The 23,949-nt window shown below is 59.2% G+C and carries 23 protein-coding genes; 14 read left to right on the top strand and 9 right to left on the bottom strand.

Features of this window, described 5'->3' with window-relative positions:
• Positions 1-133 precede the first annotated feature (133 nt).
• Complete coding sequence (locus tag SM763_RS10105) at positions 134-700, top strand: hypothetical protein (protein WP_065273753.1); 567 nt, start codon at positions 134-136, stop codon at positions 698-700.
• An 88-nt stretch (positions 701-788) separates the two neighbouring features.
• Here SM763_RS10105 and SM763_RS10100 read toward each other — a convergent pair whose 3' ends face one another.
• The 7 genes from SM763_RS10100 to SM763_RS10070 all read right to left on the bottom strand — a co-directional run bounded on the left by SM763_RS10100 (position 789) and on the right by SM763_RS10070 (position 7,232).
• Positions 789-1,772, bottom strand: coding sequence for a cyclase family protein (locus SM763_RS10100; RefSeq protein WP_368998437.1), 984 nt, complete (start codon positions 1,770-1,772; stop codon positions 789-791).
• Between the two features lie 234 nt (positions 1,773-2,006).
• Positions 2,007-2,978 (bottom strand): agmatinase, encoded by a 972-nt coding sequence (speB, locus tag SM763_RS10095; RefSeq protein WP_368998436.1) that lies wholly within the window; start codon positions 2,976-2,978, stop codon positions 2,007-2,009.
• A 15-nt stretch (positions 2,979-2,993) separates the two neighbouring features.
• Positions 2,994-3,725 carry an SDR family NAD(P)-dependent oxidoreductase gene (locus tag SM763_RS10090; protein ID WP_368998435.1) on the bottom strand — a complete coding sequence of 244 codons (732 nt, stop codon included), beginning with the start codon at positions 3,723-3,725 and terminating at the stop codon, positions 2,994-2,996.
• On the bottom strand, positions 3,722-4,489 hold the full coding sequence (locus SM763_RS10085; protein WP_368998434.1) for an SDR family NAD(P)-dependent oxidoreductase: 768 nt from the start codon (positions 4,487-4,489) through the stop codon (positions 3,722-3,724). The genes SM763_RS10090 and SM763_RS10085 overlap by 4 nt, the downstream gene beginning before the upstream one ends.
• A gap of 24 nt (positions 4,490-4,513) precedes the next feature.
• On the bottom strand, positions 4,514-5,305 hold the full coding sequence (locus SM763_RS10080) for an ABC transporter ATP-binding protein (protein ID WP_368998433.1): 792 nt from the start codon (positions 5,303-5,305) through the stop codon (positions 4,514-4,516).
• Positions 5,305-6,114 (bottom strand): ABC transporter permease, encoded by an 810-nt coding sequence (locus tag SM763_RS10075; RefSeq protein WP_368998432.1) that lies wholly within the window; start codon positions 6,112-6,114, stop codon positions 5,305-5,307. Before SM763_RS10075 ends, SM763_RS10080 begins: the two co-directional genes overlap by 1 nt.
• 59 nt (positions 6,115-6,173) lie before the next feature.
• Positions 6,174-7,232 (bottom strand): ABC transporter substrate-binding protein, encoded by a 1,059-nt coding sequence (locus tag SM763_RS10070; RefSeq protein WP_368998431.1) that lies wholly within the window; start codon positions 7,230-7,232, stop codon positions 6,174-6,176.
• 148 nt (positions 7,233-7,380) lie between these two features.
• Here SM763_RS10070 and SM763_RS10065 point away from each other — a divergent pair, with 148 nt between their 5' ends.
• From SM763_RS10065 to SM763_RS10005, 13 genes are all read left to right on the top strand, one after another.
• Positions 7,381-7,998 (top strand): TetR/AcrR family transcriptional regulator, encoded by a 618-nt coding sequence (locus SM763_RS10065; RefSeq protein WP_368998430.1) that lies wholly within the window; start codon positions 7,381-7,383, stop codon positions 7,996-7,998.
• A 44-nt stretch (positions 7,999-8,042) separates the two neighbouring features.
• A complete protein-coding gene (locus SM763_RS10060) occupies positions 8,043-8,894 on the top strand; it encodes a polysaccharide deacetylase family protein (RefSeq protein ID WP_368998429.1) in 852 nt (283 codons plus the stop codon).
• 274 nt (positions 8,895-9,168) lie between these two features.
• Positions 9,169-9,789 carry a glutathione S-transferase family protein gene (locus tag SM763_RS10055; RefSeq protein WP_274830219.1) on the top strand — a complete coding sequence of 207 codons (621 nt, stop codon included), beginning with the start codon at positions 9,169-9,171 and terminating at the stop codon, positions 9,787-9,789.
• Between the two features lie 48 nt (positions 9,790-9,837).
• Positions 9,838-11,895: a pyridoxamine 5'-phosphate oxidase family protein gene (locus SM763_RS10050; RefSeq protein ID WP_368998428.1), complete on the top strand. Its 2,058-nt coding sequence runs from the start codon at positions 9,838-9,840 to the stop codon at positions 11,893-11,895.
• 259 nt (positions 11,896-12,154) lie between these two features.
• On the top strand, positions 12,155-13,579 hold the full coding sequence (locus tag SM763_RS10045) for a circularly permuted type 2 ATP-grasp protein (RefSeq protein ID WP_368998427.1): 1,425 nt from the start codon (positions 12,155-12,157) through the stop codon (positions 13,577-13,579).
• Position 13,580: 1 nt separating this feature from the next.
• A complete protein-coding gene (locus tag SM763_RS10040) occupies positions 13,581-14,522 on the top strand; it encodes an alpha-E domain-containing protein (RefSeq protein ID WP_368998426.1) in 942 nt (313 codons plus the stop codon).
• A complete protein-coding gene (locus SM763_RS10035; protein ID WP_368998425.1) occupies positions 14,523-15,320 on the top strand; it encodes a transglutaminase family protein in 798 nt (265 codons plus the stop codon).
• Between the two features lie 36 nt (positions 15,321-15,356).
• The gene (locus SM763_RS10030) at positions 15,357-16,088 is read left to right on the top strand and encodes a proteasome-type protease (protein ID WP_065272802.1); all 732 of its coding nucleotides are present in this window, start codon (positions 15,357-15,359) and stop codon (positions 16,086-16,088) included.
• A 791-nt stretch (positions 16,089-16,879) separates the two neighbouring features.
• Entirely contained in the window at positions 16,880-17,872 is a 993-nt protein-coding gene (locus SM763_RS10025) for a UDP-glucuronic acid decarboxylase family protein (protein WP_274833018.1), read from the top strand.
• Positions 17,869-18,864, top strand: a complete 996-nt coding sequence (galE, locus tag SM763_RS10020) for a UDP-glucose 4-epimerase GalE (RefSeq protein WP_368998424.1) — start codon at positions 17,869-17,871, stop codon at positions 18,862-18,864. Before SM763_RS10025 ends, galE begins: the two co-directional genes overlap by 4 nt.
• Complete coding sequence (locus tag SM763_RS10015) at positions 18,851-20,671, top strand: glycosyltransferase family 2 protein (protein WP_368998423.1); 1,821 nt, start codon at positions 18,851-18,853, stop codon at positions 20,669-20,671. The genes galE and SM763_RS10015 overlap by 14 nt, the downstream gene beginning before the upstream one ends.
• 46 nt (positions 20,672-20,717) lie before the next feature.
• The gene (locus SM763_RS10010) at positions 20,718-21,641 is read left to right on the top strand and encodes a glycoside hydrolase family 26 protein (RefSeq protein WP_368998422.1); all 924 of its coding nucleotides are present in this window, start codon (positions 20,718-20,720) and stop codon (positions 21,639-21,641) included.
• Between the two features lie 123 nt (positions 21,642-21,764).
• The gene (locus SM763_RS10005) at positions 21,765-22,043 is read left to right on the top strand and encodes a hypothetical protein (protein ID WP_065272797.1); all 279 of its coding nucleotides are present in this window, start codon (positions 21,765-21,767) and stop codon (positions 22,041-22,043) included.
• Positions 22,044-22,239: 196 nt separating this feature from the next.
• Here the strand turns inward: SM763_RS10005 and SM763_RS10000 are convergent, their stop codons facing one another.
• A complete protein-coding gene (locus tag SM763_RS10000) occupies positions 22,240-23,823 on the bottom strand; it encodes a tetratricopeptide repeat protein (protein ID WP_368998421.1) in 1,584 nt (527 codons plus the stop codon).
• A 33-nt stretch (positions 23,824-23,856) separates the two neighbouring features.
• The coding region (locus SM763_RS09995; RefSeq protein WP_490363258.1) for a transposase domain-containing protein at positions 23,857-23,949 on the bottom strand (93 nt) is incomplete at its 5' end.

The following is a 23,949-nucleotide window of genomic DNA, read 5'->3' as shown; positions in this document are numbered from 1 at the left end:
TCCCGTGGCTTGGTCGCAGAAAGACACTGTTTTCAATGCCCTGTTAACCGGCGCGCGGTAAATCTTCGGGTGAAAGCAGGACGATAGCATTTATCGCCCTGTCTGCCCTATGAACCAGCGCCCGGACCTCCGCATGACGAACAGACGCCTAGAACAAAAGCACGTGACTCCGCAAAGCGAAGACGCCGGCCTGTTCAAGCGCGAGCTGCGCGATGTGCCTGTGGAGCTGATCCCCGTGGTCAACCGCAACAACCGGGGAGATCTGCTGATCAAGGGGATCGTCAGACCCGACGCAGAGATCGAAGTGCTTTTTGCCGGCCGCCGCAAACCTGAGGCAGCAGGCCTGCTGCATCGGATCAAGAAACTGCGGGAACAGGGGCTGCGCACGGCGACAAACGGCCACGAGGCCATGATGCAGATACGGCGGCTGCGCCTGCCGGTTCAGGTACGGGGCAACTGGCGTATCCGATTTGAACCGGATGAAGAGGGTTGGGATCTGAAATGCTACCAGCTTTTGGCAGCTCAGTGGGCGTTTACTGACCACAAAGGCTTCAACGTTCTGTGCGGCTTCCCACCTGAAGTGCCTGATGACAGGCTACAGGACCGGGCTCGCGCTGCGCGGGCACATCTTGCCGCATCCCGGGCGCGTGTGGCGGAACGGCATGCGCAAAGATCGGACCGCATGACCGAGCAAGGCTGAGCCATCCGAGCCCCACACCTGATGGGCGGCGATCCAAAAAACAATGTTGGGCGGCTGACCTCTGACCTCCAGCCGCCCGTCCGGCGCCTTATTGCAGGGGCATTGCAATCGGGCGCAACGGAGCCGCATCCGCACCGCGCAGCTTGAGCGAGCCTGCCACGAAGGCAAACTCGTAAACCTCGGAGGCGGACAATTCTTCCAGATAGGCGAGTTCGATGATCGGAACGCCCACCTGCGACAGAAGGTAGGTATGCACCGGCACGTAATTGCCTTCGACCTCTGACGGGAAGGCCTCAAAGCTCAGATTGTCGGCGCCGACGATCATCGCACCGGATTTTTCGGCAAGGTAACGTGCCGCTTCCATGCCAAGACCCGGCGGGTTGTGCGAGAACTGGTCAGCCTCTTCGTAGACCTGCATGCGTCCAGTCCGGATCAGGACCACATCGCCCTTTTGCAAGGCAACACCCTGCGCCTCCAGCGCGGCCTCCAGATCCGCCTGGGTAACGCGGTAGCCTTCGGACAGCATCTCCACACCCTTTGCCGCAGCGACATCGATCAGCACGCCACGGGCCACGATGGGGGGGATCGTCTCTGCGCCGGTGACCTTCCAACCGGTATCGCCCAGATGTTCATCCGCACTGAAATGGTTGAAAATCTCACCGTTGAGGCCAAAGTGGTTCAGGGCGTCGATATGAGTGCCGGTATGGGTATACATCGACACCGCCGATCCGGTGTAGCTGACGTGTTCGCCGATATCCCGGCCAACGCCCAGCGGGTCATCAATCGCCGCACCGCGCGGGGTATGGGTCATCCAGAACTGGTACCGGGGATCGCCCGCCGCGTGCCAGCCGGGCATGCCGATGAAATACTCGACGGAAAGGTCGAAAACCTGCCCCCCCGCAACACGGGACAGGATCGCTGCCCGAGTGTCTTCGGTCATCAGGTTCAAGGCGCCAAGTTCATCCTTGGGCCCCCAGGGGCTGGTGCCGACGGTGGGGATACTGTCACCGGCATAGCCGGGCGCGGCCATGGCAAGGCCAAGCGTGGCCGCCAGTAGAGTTGTAAAGCGCATTGCGGTCTCCTCAGGTGCTTTTCGAATTCGGAAAAGCATCCCCTGGGTGCCTGATGCGAAAAACCGTGCGCTTTGCAATTGAGTGTTGATACCACGTCAGCAATGGTGACCCAGCAGATTGCGTCACATTGCATGCAGCAGAAACAGCGCTCCACTTCTCCTATCGCTCTGTGGCACCCATTTCACGGGGCCACATGCCATCTGGAAATCCGCGATGCGCTGTCTCTCTCCAAGTTATTCTGAGTTTTCCCCCAGAGCCAGTGCCAGGTTGCACAGGATCTCGAACATGATGGAGACCCCGAGAAAGGCGGTCGCGCCGCTTTGATCGAAGGGCGGCGAAACCTCCACCAGATCGGCACCCACGATGTTCACCCCCTTCAACAGCCGGGCCACCTGCAAGGCCTGATAGGAGTTCGGCCCGCCGACCTCGGGCGTTCCGGTACCCGGCGCAAAGGCCGGATCAACGAAATCGATGTCATAGGAGACATAGGTCGGCTGCGAACCTGCGATCTCGCGGGCTTCGGCCATCACATCCTCTGGGCCGCGGGCGTGGAACTCTTCGATCGCGATCACCCGCACGCCCACCGCATCGGCAAAGTCACGGTCTTCGCTGTCGTAGGTGGTACCGCGAATGCCGATCTGCACCACCCGTTTGGGATCCAACAGGCCCTCTTCGATGGCGCGGCGGAAGGGTGTGCCATGGGTGTATTGGGTGCCGCCGAAGTAATCCTTGAAGAGGTCCGTGTGGCTGTCGAAATGGATCATGCCCAGGGGTGCGCTCTTGCCAAGGGCCCGCAGGATCGGCAGCGAGCACAGATGATCACCGCCGCCGGTCAGGGGGAGGACACCGGCGGCCACGACCTGATCGTAGAACTGGGTAATCCGGTCCATGCTGTCGTGCAGGTCCGCCGGGTTCGGCCCGACATCGCCCAGATCGGCACAGTTCACCATCTCGAAGGGGCGCACGCCGGTGGCCCCGTTCTGAGCCCGGATCATCGTCGACATGTCGCGCAGCTGGCGCGGTCCGTGGCGTGGGCCTGGGCGGTTGGTCGTGCCGCTGTCCCAGGGGGTGCCGATCAGGCCGACCTGCACGTCCATCAGGCGCGGATCATCAAGCGACAGGTGCGGCAGGCGCATGAAGGTCGGAACACCGGCAAAGCGCGGCACATCAAAACCGGAAACCGGGTGGAAGAAAGGGTCAGTCATGGGAGGTATCCTTGATCAAAGCATGACGCTGCCGCCGTTGACGCCAAAGCATTGCCCGGTGATAAAACCGCTTTGCGGGCTGGCGAGAAAGGCGACCATATCGGCGATTTCGCGCGGTTGGCCAAAGCGCGCAAGTGGTGTGTCGAGATCCTTGGCAATGGCCTCGGGGCTCATGTTCTGGGGGCTGGTCATATCCGTTTCCGTCGAGCCCGGCGCCACGGCATTGACCAGGATCCCCGGCGCCAGTTCGCGCGCCAGCGTCCGGGTCATGGTGATGATGGCGCCTTTCGAGGCGGTATAGGCCAGCATGTTTTCGCGTCCCAGCAGGCCAAGATCACTGGCGATATTGATGATCCGCCCACAGTCCGTTCGGCGCACAAAGGCACGCGAGGCAAGGAAGCTGCCGCGCAGGTTCACCGCAATGACCCGGTCGAAATCCGCAGCCTTGGTTTCGGCCAATGGGCTTTCGCGCAGGATCCCCGCGTTGTTCACCAGAATGTCGGGCGCACCAAGGGCCTTGCAGGCCGCGTCGAAAAAACCCTCGACTGCCTGCTCATCGGCGACATCGGCGCTCATGGCAAAACCGCGCGAGCGTTGGTTGATGGCGGCCAAAGTCGCATCGGCTTCGGGATCGTCATAGTGACAGAACCCGACATCCGCGCCGAGATCGGCAAGCGCGAGGCAGATCGCCCGGCCAATACCGCGCGCGCCGCCAGTGACTAGCGCGGTCTGGCCTTGCAGGCTCATGCCATCACCTCGCCCCGGTCGACGTTGATCGCCTGCCCGGTGATATTCGCGCCGCCATCGCTGGCAAGGAACATATAGGTCGCGGCCATATCCGCCGGTTCCATCAGCCCGTCGATGGCCTGTGCAGATACGATTTCCTGCAACAATTCCTCTTCGCTTTGGCCGCTGGTTTCAGCCAGTTCCCGCAGGGAGTTCATCGCAGGTCCGGTCTTGACCCAACCCGGACAGACAGCGTTGACACGGATGCCGCGCGGGCCCAGCTCCTGCGCCCAGGTGCGCATCAGGCCCACATTGGCGTGTTTGGAGGCGACATAGGCCGAGAACCCGCCCACGGCGGTCTTGGCCCAGATGGACGCGGTGATGATAATCCGCCCGCCGTCGCTGATCCGGTTCACCAGAGTATCGGTCACATTCTGGGTGCCGGTGATATTGATCCCGACGATTTGTTCAAAGGTGGCGTTGCCCTCAGGGTTCTTGCCGGTCAGCGGCGTCGGGCGCTCCAGCCCGGCATTGTTGATCAGCACGTCCAGTTTCTCGATATGCGCCAGCGCCTGTGTCACCGCTGCGGCATCCGAGATATCGCATTTGATCGCCTGCACCTTGCCAGGCATCTCTTTGGCGGCGTCAAAGATCGCATCGCTCGACGACAGGATCGTGAGGTCGGCCCCTGCCCGTGCAAAGCCCATCGCCACGCCGTAGCCGATGCCGCTGCTGGCGCCTGTGACCAGAACGGATGTGCCGGAGAAATCGAAACTCACGCTCATGCTGCGCCTCCGTCTGTGTTTGGCTTATTCATCCCGGTGCCCTTCTTCGCGCATCAGCCGCATCAGTTTTTCTTCCAGCGCACCGTAGCCCTCAAGGCGTACGATGCGTTCCTTGTCCGCGATGCGCGCCCCATCCTTGAAAGCCGGGATAATCTCTTCCTTCAGGCGGCCCGGGTGGCTCGACAGAAAAACGATCTTGTCCGCCAGAAAGATCGCCTCTTCCAGATCATGGGTGACGATCACCATGGTGGTGTTGGTCTTTTCCGCCACATCGATCATCAGCTCCTGCATCAGCCAGCGGGTTTCTGCATCGAGCGCGCCAAAGGGTTCATCCATCAGCAACACTTCGGGATCATTGGCAAGCGTGCGGGCAATGGCCACGCGCTGGCGCATGCCACCGGACAGCTGCGACGGATAGGCATCGGCGAATTTGGACAGGCCAACCAGATTGAGGAAATGCTCGGCGCGTTCACGGCGTTCCTGTGCGGGCACCTCGTTGATCTTCATGCCGAATTCGACGTTCTTGCGCACCGTCAGCCAGTCAAAGGAGGTGTAGGCCTGGAACACCATGCCCCGGTCACGCCCCGGCCCGTCGACCTTGCGCCCGCCGACGACAATCTCGCCCTCGGTTGCGGTTTCAAGCCCAGCAATCATGCGCAGGATGGTGGATTTGCCACAGCCAGACGGGCCAAGCAGCACGCAGATGGAGTTCTTCTCGACGGAGAATGACACATCCTGCACCGCCTGAAGTTTCTGCCCGCGCCCGATGTCGAACGCCTTGGACAGGTTCGAGATATCAACCAGCGTTGCGGTCATCAGCGTTTTTCCTTGAGATAGGGGAACAGGCCGCGGTGCAGCGCGGCAAAGAGAAGATCAAACAGCAGGCCAAGGGCACCGATGACGATGATCCCGGCCAGGATCTCATCGGTTTTCAGGAAGCGGCGCGCCCGCATCATCATGGCGCCGATGCCGGTGGTTGAGGCGACGATCTCGGCGATCACCAGATAGGTCCAGGCCATCGCCAGCATCTGCCGCATTGCCACTACGATATCCGGCAGCGCGGCGGGGAAGACCACTTTCAACACAACGACGTAGCGGTCTGCGCCCAATGTCAGAGCGGTTTCAATCAGCTCTTTGCGCACGTTCTTGGTGTGATCCATGATCAGGGTGATCAGGAAGAAGATGACGCCGATGAACAAGAGCGCCAGCTTGGGCGCCTCACCGGTGCCGAACCACATCAGCAGGATCGGGATAAAGGACGGCGCGGGCAGGTAACGCCAGGCGGAGACAAAGGGGGCAAAGATTGCCTCGACCGAGGCAAAGGTGCCCATCATCACCCCCAGCGGCACTGCAACGGCGCAGGCCATGGCAAAGGCCACCACAACGCGGGTGATAGAGACGAGCACATCGCTGGCGAAATCGCGCGCTGCGAAGAGATCATAGGTGGCGCTGAACACCTTTTGCGGCGAAGGGACCAGAAGCTCATTCACCAGACCGGTGGCCGCAGCGATGGTCCAGACGGCAAAGAATACGGCCCATATGCCAAAGGCAGACAGCATGCGCTGGCGCCGGGTGACCGGCATGCGGATTTCCAGAAAGCGTTTGGAGCGGGTTGGCGAGGGCACCGGATTACCTCCTGTGGCGGAAGGGGCAGAAGCACCGACAGGCGCTTCTGCGCGTGGCATTAGTTGGCGGTCAGCGACTGACGGTAGCCAGAAGCGGCCAGATCACCCATCAGGCTACAGTCGATCCCGGCAGCGGCATCGACAGTCTTGTCCATCAGGCCCAGCTTAACCCACCAGTCATTGGTCAGCGCAACGGAATCCACCATGGAACCATTAGCCATGCCAAAGGGCGGCTCGCCGTCCAGAACACCGCAGAGCTGCGCGGATTCATCGAAGTCTAGCATGTAGATGCCGCCTTCAAAGCTCTTGCCGTTGGTGCCGATGACATATCCGATGTCCTCTTCCGGCCATTGCAGGAACTCTGCCATCGCCTTGTTTGTCTCGGCCACGTTCTGGTTCCAGTAGCCCAGACCATCCCAGCGCGCTTTCAGAACGGCCAGCGCCACATCGCGTTTTTCGGCGATGAAGTTCTTGTTCATATAGAGCGCGTCCATGAAGATCCCGGTCTTCAGGACCTCAGGGTCGGCGGTGTTGACGGCGCTTTTCGATCCAGGGCTGGCCTCCAGCACCTTGGAGATCCACGGCTCGTACATATAAGCCGCCGCCAGATCACCCGACAGCATCGGACCCACGGCCTCGTCTGCATTGAGGTTCACCCATTCGACCTGATCCGGGGTAACGCCCAGCGTGTCCAGCCAGATGCCCATCAACAGGTGACCGATATAGGCTTGCGGCGCCGCAACCTTCTTGCCGGGCAGGTCCGCGGCCTCGGTATCAGGGGCCAGGATAATGTGGTCGACGCCGTAAGAGGGGTTGAGGAAGGCCACGTTCACAACATCGGTGCCACGGTCGACGGTCAGCGGGGTGTAATCCGCTGTGCAGCCGTAAACGTCGAGCTGACCCGCCGCGAGGGCAGCGTGCCCGCCCAGCGGATCTTCGAAGATGGTGATCTCCAGATCGTGGTCGGGGATCAGGTTGTTCTGGCGGGCAACCTCCAGCATCGCGTAGCCCGGCCAGGAAACGCAGACGCCAACCTTGACTGTATCAGCGGCGGCAGCACCTGCCCCCAGGCCCAGTGCCACCGCGGCAGCTGAAGCGAGTTTAGTAAAAGAACGCATGGCTATTCCTCGTTGTTCGGTTTCGGGTGCAACTTGGTAAAAAGCGTATCCCGTAAAAAACTTAATGCAACTAATTTTTTAAGTGGACTAACCTATGCGGTGTTTGATTAGATGGCCCCGTAGCAGCAGAAAACCGGAGTATCCGACCGTGGGTTTGAGAGAACGACAGAAAGAAGACCGTCAAAGGCGCATCGTCGAATCCGCCCGAAAACTCTTTTTAAAACAGGGGTTTGAAAAGACGACGATCGAAGCGATCGCAGATGCCTCCGGGGTGTCCGGCGTCACCGTGCACAAGTATTACGGCACCAAGGCCGGCATTCTTCTTGCCATGGTCACGCAAAGTGACGCGCAGCTGATCGACCGGCTCGACCGTGAACTTGCCCAAGAATCGGGCAACCTGATCGAAATCGCGGCGAAGTTTGCATCGACCATCGTTGATCACGCTATGTCCAACCTGGAAAAGGAGATCTGGCGTCAGGTGATTTCTGCGGTGACTCTCAACGGGGGATCGCCGCTCAGCCAGACCTATTTTGAACTGGATCAGGAACTGGCGCAGGTGCTGGTGCGCAGAATCAAGGCCCTGCAAGAGGCGGGGGACCTGCCGTCCTCGGTCGATGCAGAAGGTTTGGGCAAGGCGCTGTTCCACCTTCAGAACGCTCGCTTCATCCAGTTCATCAGTTCGGACGACATCAACAGTGATGAGATCGCGCGCCGATTCCGCCGCGATCTTGAGGCGCTGTTTTCGCTCCACATCGCAACGTCCTGACCGGCGGATAGTCCGGCGTACGGCAAGACCAGACAAGGATTCACATGTTTCTACATCCCATCAAATGGCCCCATGGCAAGACATGTGCGGCCGCAATCACCTTTGATATCGACGCCGATTCCCTGATCCGGGATGCCTGCCGCGATGATGCAGAGTTGCGGCTCCAGCCGATTTCCATGGGGCGCTACGGGCCGACGGTGGCGGTTCCCCGTATTCTGGAGACCTATCGCCGACTTGGCCTGACCCAGACTTTCTTTATGCCGGGCTGGGTGATGGAAAATTACCCAAAGACGGTCGAGGCCATTCTTGAAGGCGGGCATGAGATCGGCCATCACTCCTGGCGCCATGAGGATCCGATGGGGCATTCCGATGCCGAAGAAGCGGAACTGTTCGAACGCGCCCTAGAGGTGCATGTCAAACTGACGGGCCGCAAACCGCGCGGCTATCGCGCGCCGGTCTATAGCATCACGCCTGCGATGGTGGACCGGCTGATCGCGCATGAATTCCTATACGACAGCTCGATGATGGCGGATGAACTGCCCTATCTTGTCAAAACAGGCACAGGCAGCATCATCGAGATGCCGCCGCATTGGGGGACCGACGACTGGCCGCCCTTCGCACATTTTGCCGAGATCGACTACCTGATGCCGGTGCGCGGCCCGCGCGAGGGGATCGCGCCGTTCTTTGAAGAATTCGAGGCGATGTACGAAGCGGGAGGGTTCTGGATGCCGGTCCTGCATCCCTTCCTGACCGGTCGCCTGGCGCGCTGGCGCGAAATGGAGCGTCAGCTCGAGGCGGTTCTGGAACGGGGCGATGTGTGGTTCGCGCCCTTGGAGCAGATCGCCGGGCACGCGCGAGACAACAGCAACACTCTGAGAACGGAAGTGATCGGATAAAATCCGGCGCGGTTCCACGTGAGCCATTTTGAAAGGGCGCCGCCGGTTTGCCGGTCGGTGGCCCCACGTCGTCGTGGTGCGCCAGAGTTGACCGTGAAAGAGGTCCGGGCCGCAACAGCCGTACCTGTGCTTGCGGTTAAGCGCATCCTTTCGGCGATAAATTAATCCACAAAATGTACACAGTAATTCCGCAAGAAAGTCAATTATCGCCAAAAGAGCGCTAGAATAGAGTCCCCTTGCCTACTTGAAACATCAGTATCCAAGGAAAAAGACCATGACCCAACCAATCCGCATTCACGGCTTCCCCCTGTCCGGCCATTCGCACCGCGTAGAGCTGTTCGCAAACCTTGCCGGAATTGAGCACGAGATGATCACCGTCGATCTCGCTGCAGGTGCCCATAAGGCAGAGCCGTTCCTGTCCCTGAACCCCGCCGGGCAAGTGCCGGTGATCGAAGACGGCGACACCGTAATCGCTGACTCCAACGCCATCCTCGTTTACCTGGCGCGTAAATATGCACCGGCCTACCTGCCCTCTGATCCGGTTCTGGAAGCCGAAGTGCAAAAGTTCCTTACCCTCGCCGCCGGAGAGATCGCCTTTGGCCCGGCAGCAGCGCGTCTGATCAACGTCTTCAACGCACCGTTTGACGCAGAATTCTGCGCGGCAACCGCCGCAACCGCCTTTGGCAAGATCGAAGCGCATATGGAAGGTCGTGAATTCCTGGTGGGCACCGAGCCGACCATCGCCGACATCGCCATCTATTCCTACAGCGCGCATGCGCCCGAAGGTGGCATCTCGCTGGAAGCCTACCCGAACCTGCGGCGCCTGCTGGCCAATGTCGAAGGTCTGAAAGGCTTCAAAGCCATGCCCGTGACCAAGGTCGGCCTCGCAGCCTAACCCCCGGGCACTGCCCATATCACAACAACAGATACCCCGGAGGGTCCGATGTCTTCTTCTGTCTCAAACGTATCTTCGCCCTTCCACGAAGGCGAACAGGAAATGCAGCGCCGCACAGGTAAACGCGCCGCCATGGAAGTCTTCGGCCGCCGGGTTATCCGCCCATTCATGCCAGATCAGCACCGGGAGTTTTACGCTCAGCTGCCCTTTATCGCAGCAGGTGCCGTTGACGCAGAGGGCTGGCCCTGGGCCACCCTGCTGACCGGTGCCCCGGGCTTCATCCGCTCCCCCGATCCGGAGCATCTGACGATCAGCCTGTCCGCTGCTGAGGGCGACCCCGTTCATTCGGAATTGCGCACCGGGGCCCGGCTGGGCCTTTTGGGGATCGAACTGCACAGTCGCCGCCGCAACCGGGTCAATGGCCGCATCGCCTCCCTGTCCGAAAAGGCGCTCACCCTGAAGGTGGACCAGTCCTTCGGCAATTGCCCGCAGTATATCCAGCTTCGCCAGCTCGAAGCGGCTGACATCCGAGACGTCCGGCGTCAGTCAGAGCCGATCATAGATCTGCAAGGACGCGTCCGGTCGCTGATCGAAGCCGCCGATACTTTCTTTGTCTCCAGCCACATTCCGGCAGGCGACACTCCTGAAAGAGAAGGGGTAGACGTCTCCCACCGCGGCGGTCGACCCGGTTTCATCCACGTCGAAGGCAATACGCTGACCATTCCCGAATTTCCGGGGAACAACTACTACAACACGCTGGGAAATTTCCTGCTGAACCCGCGTGCTGGGCTGCTGATCCCGGATTTTGCGACCGGGACTCTGTTGCAGCTGACCGGAACCGTAGAGCTTCTGGAAGCGGATGATCCCGTCATCTCCTCATTCCAGGGGGCGCAGCGCGGCTGGCGTTTCACCTTCCATCATGGCCTCTGGACCGAGAATGCGCTGCCCTTCCGCGCAGGCCAAGGGGCCTTTTCCCCCAACACGCTGTTGACCGACACCTGGACCGATGCAGATGCGCGCGAGAAGGCCGAAGAGCACCGCAACGCTTGGCGCGCCTTCAGGGTGTCCCGCATCGAGGACGAAAGCGCGAAGATCCGGTCCCTCTACCTTGAACCGGCGGATGGCCTGCCGCTTCTGCCTTTCGAGGCCGGGCAGTTCCTGACCCTGCGGGTGCCGCTGCCCGGAGAGGACACCCCATTACTGCGCACCTACACCGTCTCTTCTGCGCCCGGGGAACCCTTCTACCGGATCTCGGTGAAGAAAGAGGAACAGGGTCGCGTCTCCCGCCACCTGCACGAAAAAATCCAGAGCGGCCACCAGCTGGAGGCAAAGGCGCCGCGCGGCGGTTTCACGCTGGATGCCTCTGCCACACGCCCCGCAGTCCTGATCGCAGGCGGTGTCGGGATCACGCCGATGGTTGCGATGGTGCGCCATGCCCTGCGCGAAGGTCTGCGCACCCGGCATCGCCGCCAAATCACGGTGCTGCATTCCGCCCGCAACACCAAGGTCCAGGCCTTCGCACGAGAGTTGGATGAACTGGCGCAGGCTTCTGGCGGACAGATCCGCTACCTGCCGCTGGTGTCGGAAAAGCCCGCCAAGGGCGCTGCGAAAGGTCCGGTCTGGAAAACCGGCGTCATCGACGATGATATCCTGCGCCAGGCGCTGTGGCTCGACGATTTTGATTTCCACCTTTGTGGACCCGAAGGGTTCATGCAGGCGATTTATGACAGCCTTTTGAGACTGGGCGTCCCAGACAGCCGCATCTTTGCCGAGGCGTTTGGCCCGTCATCGCTCGTCCGCAAGAAAGCCACCGCACCTCAGCCTGTGGAACCTGCCGCGGAGCAAGCGATCGTGCGCTTTGCGAAATCCGGGTTTGAAATGCCATGGCAACCAGAAGACGGATCCTTGCTGGAAATGGCCGAAGCCCATGGGCTGACGCCGGAATTCAGCTGCCGTTCGGGTACTTGCGGCATGTGCAGCACCCGGCTGAAAAGAGGCACCACCACCTATACAACGGACCCGTCTATCACCCCGCCGCCGGGTGAAACACTGCTCTGTTGCTCGGTTCCGGCCAGAGGCTCTGACACAATCGAACTCGACTTGTGAGCGGAGGTGCATGATGGCGGAGTTGCAACAGCCTTTGGACTGACATTTGACAGCTCGTCTTCAGTCATTCTCTGCTCCTGCCGGTCGGTTTGCGTTGCGTCTGTTTTCAGCCAATAGACCCCAGCGGGATCAGAGCCGCAATCTGGCGCCTGCCCATAAACACGCACCCACGCCCAAAAAACAGGCATCATAGGGACACCACAGAGGCGCCACTGTCGTCAGGCCTTGTGCTTAGCCAAGTGTCTGGCAACGGTTAAGTATGACGAGTGAAGATAAATTTTTCGACGAAATGTGTCGCTCAAACGGTGTGCGGGGTCCCTACGACCGCTACCATGCATGGTTCAACCAGCAGGACGTTGTGCGCCTTGCCCAGAAATCCGAAGAGGCGGAGCGATTTTTCCGACGCACCGGCATTACATTCAATGTCTATGGTCAGGATGATGCGGAAGAACGTTTGATCCCCTTTGACCTGATACCGAGAATCCTTTCGAACCGGGAGTGGACCACTCTGGCCCGGGGTGTTGATCAGCGGGTGCGGGCGATCAATGCCTTTCTGCACGATATCTATAACCGGCAGGAAATCCTGCGGGCGGGCATCGTGCCGATCTCTGTAATTGCGCAAAACGATGCCTTCCTGCCACAGATGATCGACTTTACTCCCGCTGGCGGCGTCTACACCCATATCGTCGGCACCGACATCGTGCGCACGGGCGAGAATGAGTTCTTCGTTCTGGAAGACAATGCAAGGACGCCCTCCGGGGTCAGCTACATGCTGGAAAACCGCGAGACGATGCTGCAGATGTTCCCGGAGCTGTTCAGCCAGATCAAGGTGCAGCGGGTCAGCGACTACCCCAAGAACCTGCGCGCCTCGCTTGAAGCTTCGGCGCCGCCGAATTGCGAAGGGCGCCCCTTTGTCGTGGTGCTTACGCCGGGAATTCACAACTCGGCCTATTACGAGCACAGCTTTCTCGCCGATCAGATGGGCGTTGAGCTGGTCGAGGGCCATGATTTGCGCATCATCGACGGGCGGATCAAGGTCCGCACGACACGCGGATATCGCACCGTCGATGTGATCTATCGCCGGGTCGATGATGATTTCCTTGATCCGCTGACCTTCAACCCGCAGTCCATGCTGGGCGTGCCGGGCATCATGGATATCTATCGCGCGGGCAACATCACCATCGCCAACGCGCCGGGTACGGGGGTGGCTGATGACAAGGCAATCTACAGCTACATGCCTGAGATCATTGAATTCTACACCGGAGAAAAAGCGATCCTGAAGAACGTGGAGACGCATCGCTGCTCTGAGCCGGACAGTCTGAAATACGTGCTGGATAACCTTTCCGACCTGGTGGTGAAGGAGGTGCACGGATCGGGCGGCCACGGCATGCTGGTTGGCCCCGCGGCCAGCAAGAAGGAAATCGAAGCCTTCCGGGAAAAACTGATCGCGCGCCCGGCCAACTATATTGCCCAACCAACGCTGAGCCTGTCGACCGTGCCAATTTTCACTGAAAAGGGCCTGGCCCCGCGCCATGTGGATTTGCGGCCCTTTGCGCTGGTTTCGCCCAAGGAGATCAACATTACGCCGGGCGGTCTTACCCGCGTTGCCCTGACCGAGGGCAGCCTTGTGGTCAATTCAAGCCAGGGCGGCGGTACCAAAGACACCTGGGTCCTGGAGAGCTGATATGCTGGGAAAAACTGCAGGCGGTCTGTACTGGATGTTCCGCGGGCTTGAACGGGCCGAAAACACCGCGCGTCTGATCGAAGCGGGGTTCCGCATCGCCCTGACGCGCTCCACGGATCCGGCATCGGACTGGCGGTCGATCATTGTCGCTGCTGCGCAAAAACAGGGGTTCGACGCACGGCATCTCGAATACAGCAGCCAGAACGTCAGCGATTATCTGCTGCGGGAGCCAAGCAACCCAAGCTCGGTCCTGTCGGTGATCAAGGCGGCGCGGGACAATGCGCGGCTTGTCCGGACCGCGCTGACCACGGAAGTCTGGATCGCTGTGAACGAAACCTGGATGGTGCTGACAGACCTTCTGAAAACACCCGTCTCCGAAGCGGACCTGCCGCAGACGCTTGAAGCGATCCGGCATCAATCTGCCCTTGTGCGCGGGGCCTTGCACGGCACCATGCTGCGTAACGATCCCTATAACTTCTGCCGTCTTGGCACCTTTATCGAACGGGCGGACAGCACCGCGCGGATTGTGAATGTGAAGTATCACGCACTTCTGCCATCGCCGTCCTTCGTCGGAAGCAGGCTCGATAATGTGCAGTGGGAAATGATCTTGCGCTCGGTCTCGGCGCACCGGTCCTTTCGGCACGCGTTTGACGATGATTTCAACGCCGCCAGCATCGCAGAGTTCCTTTTGCTCGATGAACGCTTCCCCCGGTCACTGGCGTTCTGTGCCTGCAACATCACCTCGAATCTTGCGGCCCTCTGCCCGACCGGAGGCGAGGAAAGTGGCAGTCTGAAAGCCGCGCGTGCCTTGCAGGCACGGTTGCAGCACCGCGACATCGGATCCATCTTTGAAGACGGGCTTCACGAGTTCATATCGCAATCGATCATCGATATCGCCGACATCGGTACGAGGATCGAACAAGAATACAGGTTCATCAGTTAGATGCGCATCAAGATCGCCCATAACACCACCTACATCTACGATCATCCCGTCTCCGGCGCCCTGCAACAGGTTCGATTGCAACCTGTCGACGGCCCCCTGCAACAGGTCAGGAACTGGGACATCGATGTGGAGCACGGCAGCGTTGCGGCAAGCTATCGTGACCATCACGGCAACCGCGTCAGCCTGATCTGCGCGGACGAAGGGGCAACCGGGTTGACGATAACCGCCCGCGGCGAGGTGGACACCGAGGACAAAGCCGGGGTTCTTGGCCCTGCCTATGGCCGCGCCCCGCTTTGGTATTTCCAGCAATCCACCGCTTTGACCAAGGCTGGCCCGCTGATCAAAGCGATCGCAGATGGCGTGCCGGACCAGGGGAGCGAGCTGGAAAAGATGCACCTGCTGTCCGCGGCCGTCCTTGGCGCCGTGCCCTATACGCTCAATGAAACCCACACCGAAACCAAGGCGGAAGAGGCTGCGGGTCAGGGCAGCGGTGTCTGCCAGGATCACGCGAATATCTTCATTTCCGCGGCTCGCCTGCTGGGGTTTCCGGCGCGCTACGTCAGCGGGTATCTGGTCATGGACGACCGGATCGATCAGGATGCCAGCCACGCCTGGGCTGAAGCCCATATCACGGGGCTGGGATGGGTCGGCTTTGACGTCTCTAACCAGATCTCACCGGACGAGCGCTATGTGCGGCTTGCCATTGGACGCGACGCCCATGATGCAGCGCCGATCTCAGGCCTGCGGATAGGGCACGGTGAGGAGTCACTCATTGTATCTTTACAGGTGCAGCAGTAAGAAAGTTTCGCGATCTTGATCTGTTGGTGACCCCCTATGACTTACTGCGTGGCGATGCGGCTGAACCATAGCCTTATTTTCATGTCGGATACGCGCACCAATGCGGGTGTCGATAACTTTGCCTCCACGCGCAAGATGTTCACGTTCGGCGTCCCGGGGGAGCGCAGCATAACGATCATGACGGCGGGGAACCTTGCAACAACACAGGCTCTGATCAGCCTGCTGCGCGAACGTACCGAAGCCGCCGATGACCGTGATCCCGGAATTCTGAACCAGCCCACCATGTTCCAGGTGGCCCGTCTGGTCGGCTCGACCCTACGCGAGGTGATTTCCTACAGCACCCCTGAGGGGCAGCAGTCGTCGGATGCCTTCAGCGCCTCTGTCATCGTCGGGGGCCAGATCAAAGGCGGCGCGCCCACGGTGTTCCTTGTCTACCCCGAAGGCAATTTCATCGAAATTTCCGAAGACACGCCATTTTTCCAGATTGGCGAAACCAAATACGGCAAACCCATCCTCGTGCGGGCCTTCGGACCGGAAATGTCGACAGAGGACGCGCTGAAGCTTTTGCTGGTTTCATTCGATTCAACCGTCAAATCAAACCTCTCCGTCGCACCGCCGTTTGATGTGCATGTGTATGACAACGACAGCTTTGATCAGACAAGTATTTCCCGGATTGAAATCGACGATCCGGCCTATCAGGCGATTTCATCGGGCTGGGGACAAGCGCTGAAAGAGGCCTTGGACGGGTTGCCTGCCTACAAGATCTAAGGCCCCCGAACGCCTGAGCCCATATTCTGTGCATATTCGCCATCCATAGGGTTCCGGAATGACCTCCAAAACCTGTTCCCGATCACAAGGATTCAGGCGGCCCGTCACCCGTGAATTACAACATGCGCGGCCACAAACCGCGCATCTGCCCCCCCCTTTCGTGACATTGCTGCGCAATGTACTGCCAAACAGCGATCAAGATTGTTTTGGGGAGGCTCAAGGATCGGCGGCGCGCGCGCACTGATACGACAGAGGCCGAAGACCCTCCTGTCAGCAACCGCACTCGTCGCAAGCTTTTCTATTGATTATGCGCCCTGCCCAGCGGCGAGCCACAACCATCGGCAGGATGCGTGACAAAATTACAAATACGGCGCCCACATCACAGTAAAAGCGCAAACTCGACTTTACCCAACAAATTAATCTGAAGCGGTATCGAATCGCTAACGCGACCTTTTTGACGCAGCTGTCAATTGCTTAAATCCTACGGAAAATTTCGTAATAAATGACACCACCACGCGTTGATTTAAACCATCCATACGGGAACAAATTTGGCAAAAAGTGGAAAGCCACACCATATTCAGTATGAAGCCGAGGCTGCCTGCACCAATCTCCTTATTTTGTTGAAAATTTTATTAGACTATGGCAGGCTTCTTATCCGGAGGTCGTATAGACAGCTGAACTGGCAAGTTCAAACCGTCGGAAATATCACGCACTTCCATTTCGCATTTATGCCGATTGTTGCTTTTTTCTCTGACACTTCTTGGGGAGGAGTGGATTTGCGTACCAGTATCATGCCGCGTGTCGTTACACGAAATCATAAAGTTATCCTTATTGCCGGCGGGGCCGGTTTTGTAGGATCAAACCTGTGCAGACGTTTAATTGATGAAGGACACGAAATTATCTGCGTCGATAATTTCCAAACCGGAAACAGATGCAACATTGCACCGTTTTTACAGCATCGTCATTTCCGCCTCATCCAGCATGATATCTGTGATCCGTTAGATATATCAGGGCCTGTAGATGAAATTTACAACATGGCCTGTGCTGCCTCACCGGACAGATATCAAGAAGGCCCGGTCCATACCTGCAAAACCTGTTTTCTGGGTGCGCTCAATTTGCTTGAGCTGGCCCGCCGCAAGAAGGCGCGGATATTGCAGTCCTCCACCTCGGAGGTCTATGGCGATCCGGAAATTTCTCTGCAGGATGAAAGCTACCGCGGCTGCGTCAACACCTGCGGCCCCCGCGCCTGCTATGACGAAGGCAAGCGCGTGGCGGAAACACTGTTCTGGGAATATGGCGCCCACAATGGGGTTGAAACGCGGATTGCACGGATCTTCAACACCTATGGTCCCAACATGGACCCCGAAGACGGGCGGGTTGTGTCAAACTTCATCGTGCAGGCCCTGAAAGGCGAGGATCTGACCGTCTATGGCACCGGCTTGCAAACCCGCTCTTTCTGCTACGTGAGCGATCTTGTCGATGGGTTGATCCGTCTGATGGCTTCGGATGAGAAGATGCCCGTGAACCTGGGGAACCCCGGTGAATTCACCATGCTGGAGTTGGCCGAAAAGGTCGTCAAAATGGTGCGGTCGCGGGCAGGTGTTACTTTCCGGCCGCTGCCGCAGGACGATCCCAGGCAACGCAAACCCAATATTACCCGCGCCAAGACGATCTTGGGCTGGTCGCCAAAGGTGAACCTCGACGAGGGGCTGGCAGCCACAATCGAGTGGTACCGTGAGCGATTGGCGGCAGATCAGGAAGCGGAGGCACCGGCAGGACAATGACCCAAGCTTCCTCAATCCTTGTTACGGGCGGCGCTGGATTTATCGGTTCGCATAGCTGCAAGGCCTTGAAAATGGCAGGGTACCGTCCCGTTGTCTTTGACAATCTATCCACCGGGCACGCAGAGGCCGTTCGCTTTGGCCCCTTCGTAAAGGGCGATATACGCGACCAGGATGCGGTTGCGGCCGCGATCTCAAAGCACAAGATCACCGCGATTTTGCATTTTGCAGCCTCCGCCTATGTCGGAGAGAGCGTTCAGCACCCGAACGCCTATTACGACAACAACGTCGGCGGCATGATCTCCTTGCTGAAGGCTGCAAGCGCGACCGGCATCAAGCGGATTGTATTCTCCTCAAGCTGTGCCACCTACGGTGTGCCGGAGACATTGCCGATCGTCGAGACAACGCCGCAACGGCCGATCAACCCATATGGCCGGACCAAGCTGATTGGCGAGCAGATGCTGGAAGATCTCGCCCATGTGACGGATCTGACATTTGCCTGCCTGCGCTACTTCAATGCGGCGGGGGCAGATCCCGAAGGCGAGCTGGGCGAGCAACACGATCCCGAAACCCACCTTGTCCCCCTTGCGCTGATGGCAGCGTCGGGGCGACGCGAGGTCCTTTCGATCTTTGGGGATGACTATCCGACACCCGATGGGACCTGCATTCGCGACTATATCCACGTGGCGGATCTGGCCAGGGCGCATGTTCTGGCCCTGCAGCACCTGATGCAGGGAAAGCCATCGATCAAGCTGAACCTCGGCAGCGGCAGGGGGCATTCGATCCTTGAAATCGTGCGCGCCATCGAGGCGAAGACCGGACAGAAATTGCCCGTCCGGATCGAACCCCGTCGCGCAGGCGATCCGCCGTCTCTGACGGCAGACCCGTCCCGCGCCGCCGAGGTGCTGGGGTTCCGGGCCGAGCTGTCTTCGCTGGACCAGATCATTGAAGATGCGGCCCCGTGGTTCGGGCTGAAATGCAATGTCGCAGCGTGACCCCCGATATCGCAACCTGTCCCGTATAATCGTGGGACGCAAACGGGTGCTGTTCTGGGCCCTGCTGGGGATATGGGCGGGCGCGACCCTGTGGTTCTGGACATGGTGGTTCTCGCCTGAGCACATCGCATCTCCCTGGCGGTTTGCCCTTGTGACCGGGTTGCTGGGCTGGCTGAGCTTCCTGCAATGCTATTTCGTCTATTTCGCGTTGCGCGCAGTTCGCTCCTGCGCGCCCGATCCAGAGCCTGGGCAATTCCGCGTGGCCATGATCGTGACCAAGACGCCCTCAGAACCGTTCGCGGTTGTGCAGGCCACGCTTGAGGCGATGCTGGCGCAGGATTATCCGCATGACACCTGGCTCGCGGATGAAGACCCCAGCGCCGACACCATAGATTGGTGCGCCCGTCACGGCGTGAGGATTTCCAGCCGCAAAGGAGTGGAAGAGTATCATCAGGCAACCTGGCCAAGACGCACACGCTGCAAGGAAGGCAATCTTGCCTATTTTTACGATCACTGGGGCTACGTGGAATACGATATCGTAAGCCAGCTAGACTCTGATCACGTGCCGCAACCGGGCTACCTGCGCGAAATGTTGCGCCCCTTTGCAGATGCGGATGTGGGCTATGTCAGCGCCCCATCCATCTGTGCGTCCAACGCCTCCCGGAACTGGGCGGCGCGCACGCGTCTCCACACCGAAGGAGCGTTTCACGGGGTGCTGCAGGCGGGCTATACCGCCGGTTTTGCACCGATGTGTATCGGATCCCACTACGCCGTGCGGACCCGTGCCTTGCAGGAGGCTGGCGGATTGGGGCCTGAGCTGGCCGAGGATCATTCCACAACAATGCTGATCAATGCGGCAGGCTGGCGGGGGGTGCATGCGCTGGATGCGATTGCCATCGGCGACGGCCCGGCAACGGTGGCCGATCTTGCGACTCAGGAATTCCAGTGGTCCCGCAGCCTGGTGACCCTGTTGCTGGTGCATACGCCGCACTATCTGCGACAGTTGCCACTGCGGCTGAAATGGCAGTTCCTGTTCTGCCAGATGCTCTATCCCATCTTCGGCGTGACTTTCTTGCTGATGTACCTGCTGCCCATTTTCGCGGTTGTGTTCGATGTCCGTTACGCAGAAATCACGTTTCCTCAGTATCTGCTCCACGCGGTGCCACAAATCGCGGCCTTGCTGCTGCTGGCAAGCGCCCTGCGGCGGCTGAAGGTTTTCCGCCCCGTGGATGCCCCCCTTATCAGCTGGGAACGGACCCTGTTCCTGATGCTGCAATGGCCCTGGGTATTGTGGGGCTGCATTTCAGCCCTACGAGACAGCCTAACAGGGCGCTTTGTCGATTTCCGGATCACCCCCAAGGGCAATACCGGGCCAACCCGTTTGCCGGTCAAGGTCTGGGCGGTCTATGCGATTCTGGCTTTAGGGTGTATCCTACCGGTATTGCTGGCGGAACATCTGGAACAGGCGCAGGGTTTTTATCTCCTGACGTTGTTTTCCGGGAGCCTTTATACCGCCACACTGACCGTGACGGTGTTGAGACATTTTTACGAGAACGGATGGCCCGTCAGATTACAGTGGCGGGATGTTGTAGTGCAGACGGGGGTTGTGGCGACCACAGCGACATTGCTGTTCAGCGCCTTTACGATCCGCGCAGCAGAAAGCGCCTATGCCCTGTCGATTGGCCTTGAATCGGTGCAAATCGTCGACGTGCAGGTCAACGTCGCAGGGGCTGGCAGCGCACATCGAGATCCGTTTGGATATAGGTTTAATTTTGACTGGGGTGATGAACGCACCCCAGCGTGGTGACCGAAGAAACCCAGTGCGGTGACCACAGTATAGGAGGACCGGGTCTATGAAACGTTTCAAACCAGTCTCTCGCGCGAGGCGCATACTTGCTGCGATTGCAATCGCGGGATCTCCCCTCATCCTGTCCGCTGCGCCTCTTCCGCCCGGCAACATGCCCTATGGCGCATTTGACCCTGAGGGAGATTATAGCGACGAACCCGATGCGGTGATTGAGCATGTCTTCCTGCCCTGGGAGGACGTGTCGCTGATTTCCCTTCTGGATGCCGATGAATATGCGCTGGAACGCGGGCGCGCCCTGATGGTCACGATCGAACCCTGGACCTGGACCGTGGACGAACGCAACACACCGGAATTTCTGCGCAATGGCATCCTGAATGGCTATTATGACGCCAATATGCGCGGCATCTGCCAGGTGCTCAAGGATCTGCAAAGCCCAATCTCTGTGCGGTGGGCGCATGAAATGGAGCGCAATGAGGGCCAATTCATTTGGTCAGATTGGGATCCGGAAGACTATATCACCTCGTACAAGCGAATGATTGACATCTGCCGTGATCAGGCCCCCGACATCACTGTTGTCTGGTCGCCCGCAGGGGATGACGGTCTGGAGGATTATTACCCCGGTGACGACTACGTTGATATTGTAGGCCTGTCGATTTTCGGTCTCGAGCAATGGGAGATCGATATTCTTGGCGGCGCGCGCAAGTACCAACAGTGGCTGGACGAAACCTATGCTCGTGTAGAAGTTTTCGGCAAGCCGGTCATCGTTGCAGAGCTTGGCTTTGTCGGCAGCGCCGCCTACGTGGCGCAATGGGAAGGGGAAGTTCGGCAACCACAGCCCGACAAACCGCTGTTGTCCGGTGTGGTCTACTTCAACCAGAAAGAGGTCTACCCCTGGCCAGATGGATATGGCTTGCCGGATTGGCGCCTGGAAAACCGAGTGATCGGCGACGCTCAGGAGGTTGGCAACTAGCAAAAATTCGCCACTCACAAAGCAGCCACAAATCAACCATTGCTTAACCATAAGCATGCCTTAATTTAGCGCATCAATGGTGGGGAAACCACCGGAGCAAGCTAGGGGCAGCGAGCAATGTTTATGAAGACAGCGACCGATTGGGTGTCTGCGACGCTCAGTGTTGGGTTTATTGTGGCAATCACTGCGATCCCAATGACTGCAGCCGCCGAGGCAGAACAGCAAAGCGTCGAGAATGTTTATGCTTTCAACTGGATGGCCAATGGCAAGAAGGTGAGCAAACGCGAAGCACGTGCACGTCAGGCGGCGCGGCGGGCCTCGTGGATGAGCACGCGCGGCGGGGCCACGTGGATTTGTTCTCCGGCAGGGTTTGGTCAGAAGTCGCGTTGCTATCGCGGCTAAAGCCGTGATCGCCGCGATCCCCGGTCGAATCTAAACCAACATCTTTAGAAAAGATGACCTCTCCGCTTTTGCGGAGCAAGTCTGCCGCCGACACGGAAGGTCTGCGGTGCACGACCCGGCCAGGCTGCCCCCAGTGGATCTGGCACCCTTTTCTGTCAATCAAGCATCTGTCAGTCCGGTCTCCGGCCCCTGCACATTATCGTTGAGCCAGCAGCGCTCCGATGACTCTGGGCAGCATCACGGTATCCTGACAGGGTTCCGTATCCGGCAAGGTCCGGCAGGCATTCCACAAAGCTTTCAGGGTGCGTGGCCCTGCATACCCGTCTAGGGGGCCAACAGCCTTGCCTTGTTGTTTGAACCTGGATTGCAGGACAAAAATCGCGAAATTCGGGTTGCTGGCAAAGATATCCATGCCAAAGTCGGTACTCTTCAGGTCTGGTCGACTTTTGAATTCTGCGAGAAATTCGTCATACCGGTCCGACCGCCGCGTGCCCGCCAGCTTCAGGGTAAACTCCAGCCGCTCCCGATCGGCCTCGTCAAGAAGGTGGGAATAGCGCTCCAGATATTTTGTAGCCTGTTTTGGTGACTTTCTGACATTGAGCCGGTTACCGTCGCGGACAAGCTGGATCAGGAATTTAGCCGCCTCGGGGTTGCCATCCTCTGACGCCTGTTCAAGCATGTCGATCGCATCTGGACCGCTTGCGCGCATATTGATGCCGTATAGCTGTCGCAACGCCTCCAGCTTGGCGATACGGGGTTCACCTGCCGCACGCGCCTTTTCGGCAAAGGTTTCGAATTGCCCGCGCCGGTCCTTCCCAAGGTATCCAAACATCGCCCCTTCAGCCAGGGTCGCCCAGGCCGCGCCAGTGCCCAGCTCCCCGCTTTGGATCAGCAGGGCCTTTGCGGTCTTGCGGTCTTTCTGACGCCACATCATATCCGCGCCAAGGTGGAGCAGGCCTTCGCCATTGCCCGCCATTGCCGCATCTTTGAAAAGCGCGGTCGCGCGGGGCCGGTCTTTGGGTAGGTCGCCACCAAAGAACAATAAAGTGCCCAGAGCCACCTTGGCCTCAGCATCGCCAATATCCACGGCGCGTTCCAGCAACTGCACACCGGTGGCAAGGTCTTGCTCCATGATCCGGCCACTGATGAGTTGTTCCCCCAGGGTGCGCATTGCATCCGGGCTTCCCTTCTGCGCTGCCAAGCTCAGATAGTCGCGCGCCTTGCCCGGGTCAGCAGGTGTTCCCACGCCCCACAAAAGCGCCTGCCCCAGCGTTTCTTCTGCGAGCAGATTGCCCTTGTCAGCGGCCGTGCGCAGCAGGCGCACTCCCCTTTCAGGGTCCGCCTCGACATAAAAGCCATCGAGCAGGACTTTGCCCAACACCGCTTGCGCTGCCGTGTGATCGGCCGCCGCTGCCTGTGAAATCAGCGCCATCCCCCGATCCTTGTCCTGGGGCAGCCCCCTGTTGCCATAAAGGAGGATTTCACCAAGCTGGAGTTGAGCGTCAACGGCGCCCGGGTCTGCGGCAGCCTCTTGCAAGGCGTCAAACTCAGCTGTTTGGGCGTGAATGGCTGGCCCGGTGGCGCTGAGAATTACAACAAGACCGATGCCAATTCGTTTCAATAGAGGAGGACGTACGGACATTTCCCTTCCCTCACTATTTACCCTTTTATTAGACGCCTTTGAGGCCGCCTTTGTCAAATGAATCCAGATGCGGCAAATGTATGGTCCTATGATAGCGGGGGACACGCGCCGCTCTATTGGCTTTTCTAAACGGTTCAATTTCAGTAAGCGCTGTCGCCACCCCACGCCTGTTCAGCTTGACGGGGTGAAGTTCCAAGGTAGCAGCTCGTCGATCCTTCTGGCCGGGTGACCGGCGGCGATGGCTTCCAGGGTCGCCTTCAAATA

It is taken from the genome of Pseudophaeobacter sp. C1-32P7 (genome assembly GCF_041008775.1).
Classification (GTDB): Bacteria; Pseudomonadota; Alphaproteobacteria; order Rhodobacterales; family Rhodobacteraceae; genus Phycobacter; species Phycobacter gallaeciensis_A.
The sequence above is the reverse complement of the archived record's forward strand: the minus strand, read 5'-3'. Positions and strand labels throughout refer to the sequence as shown.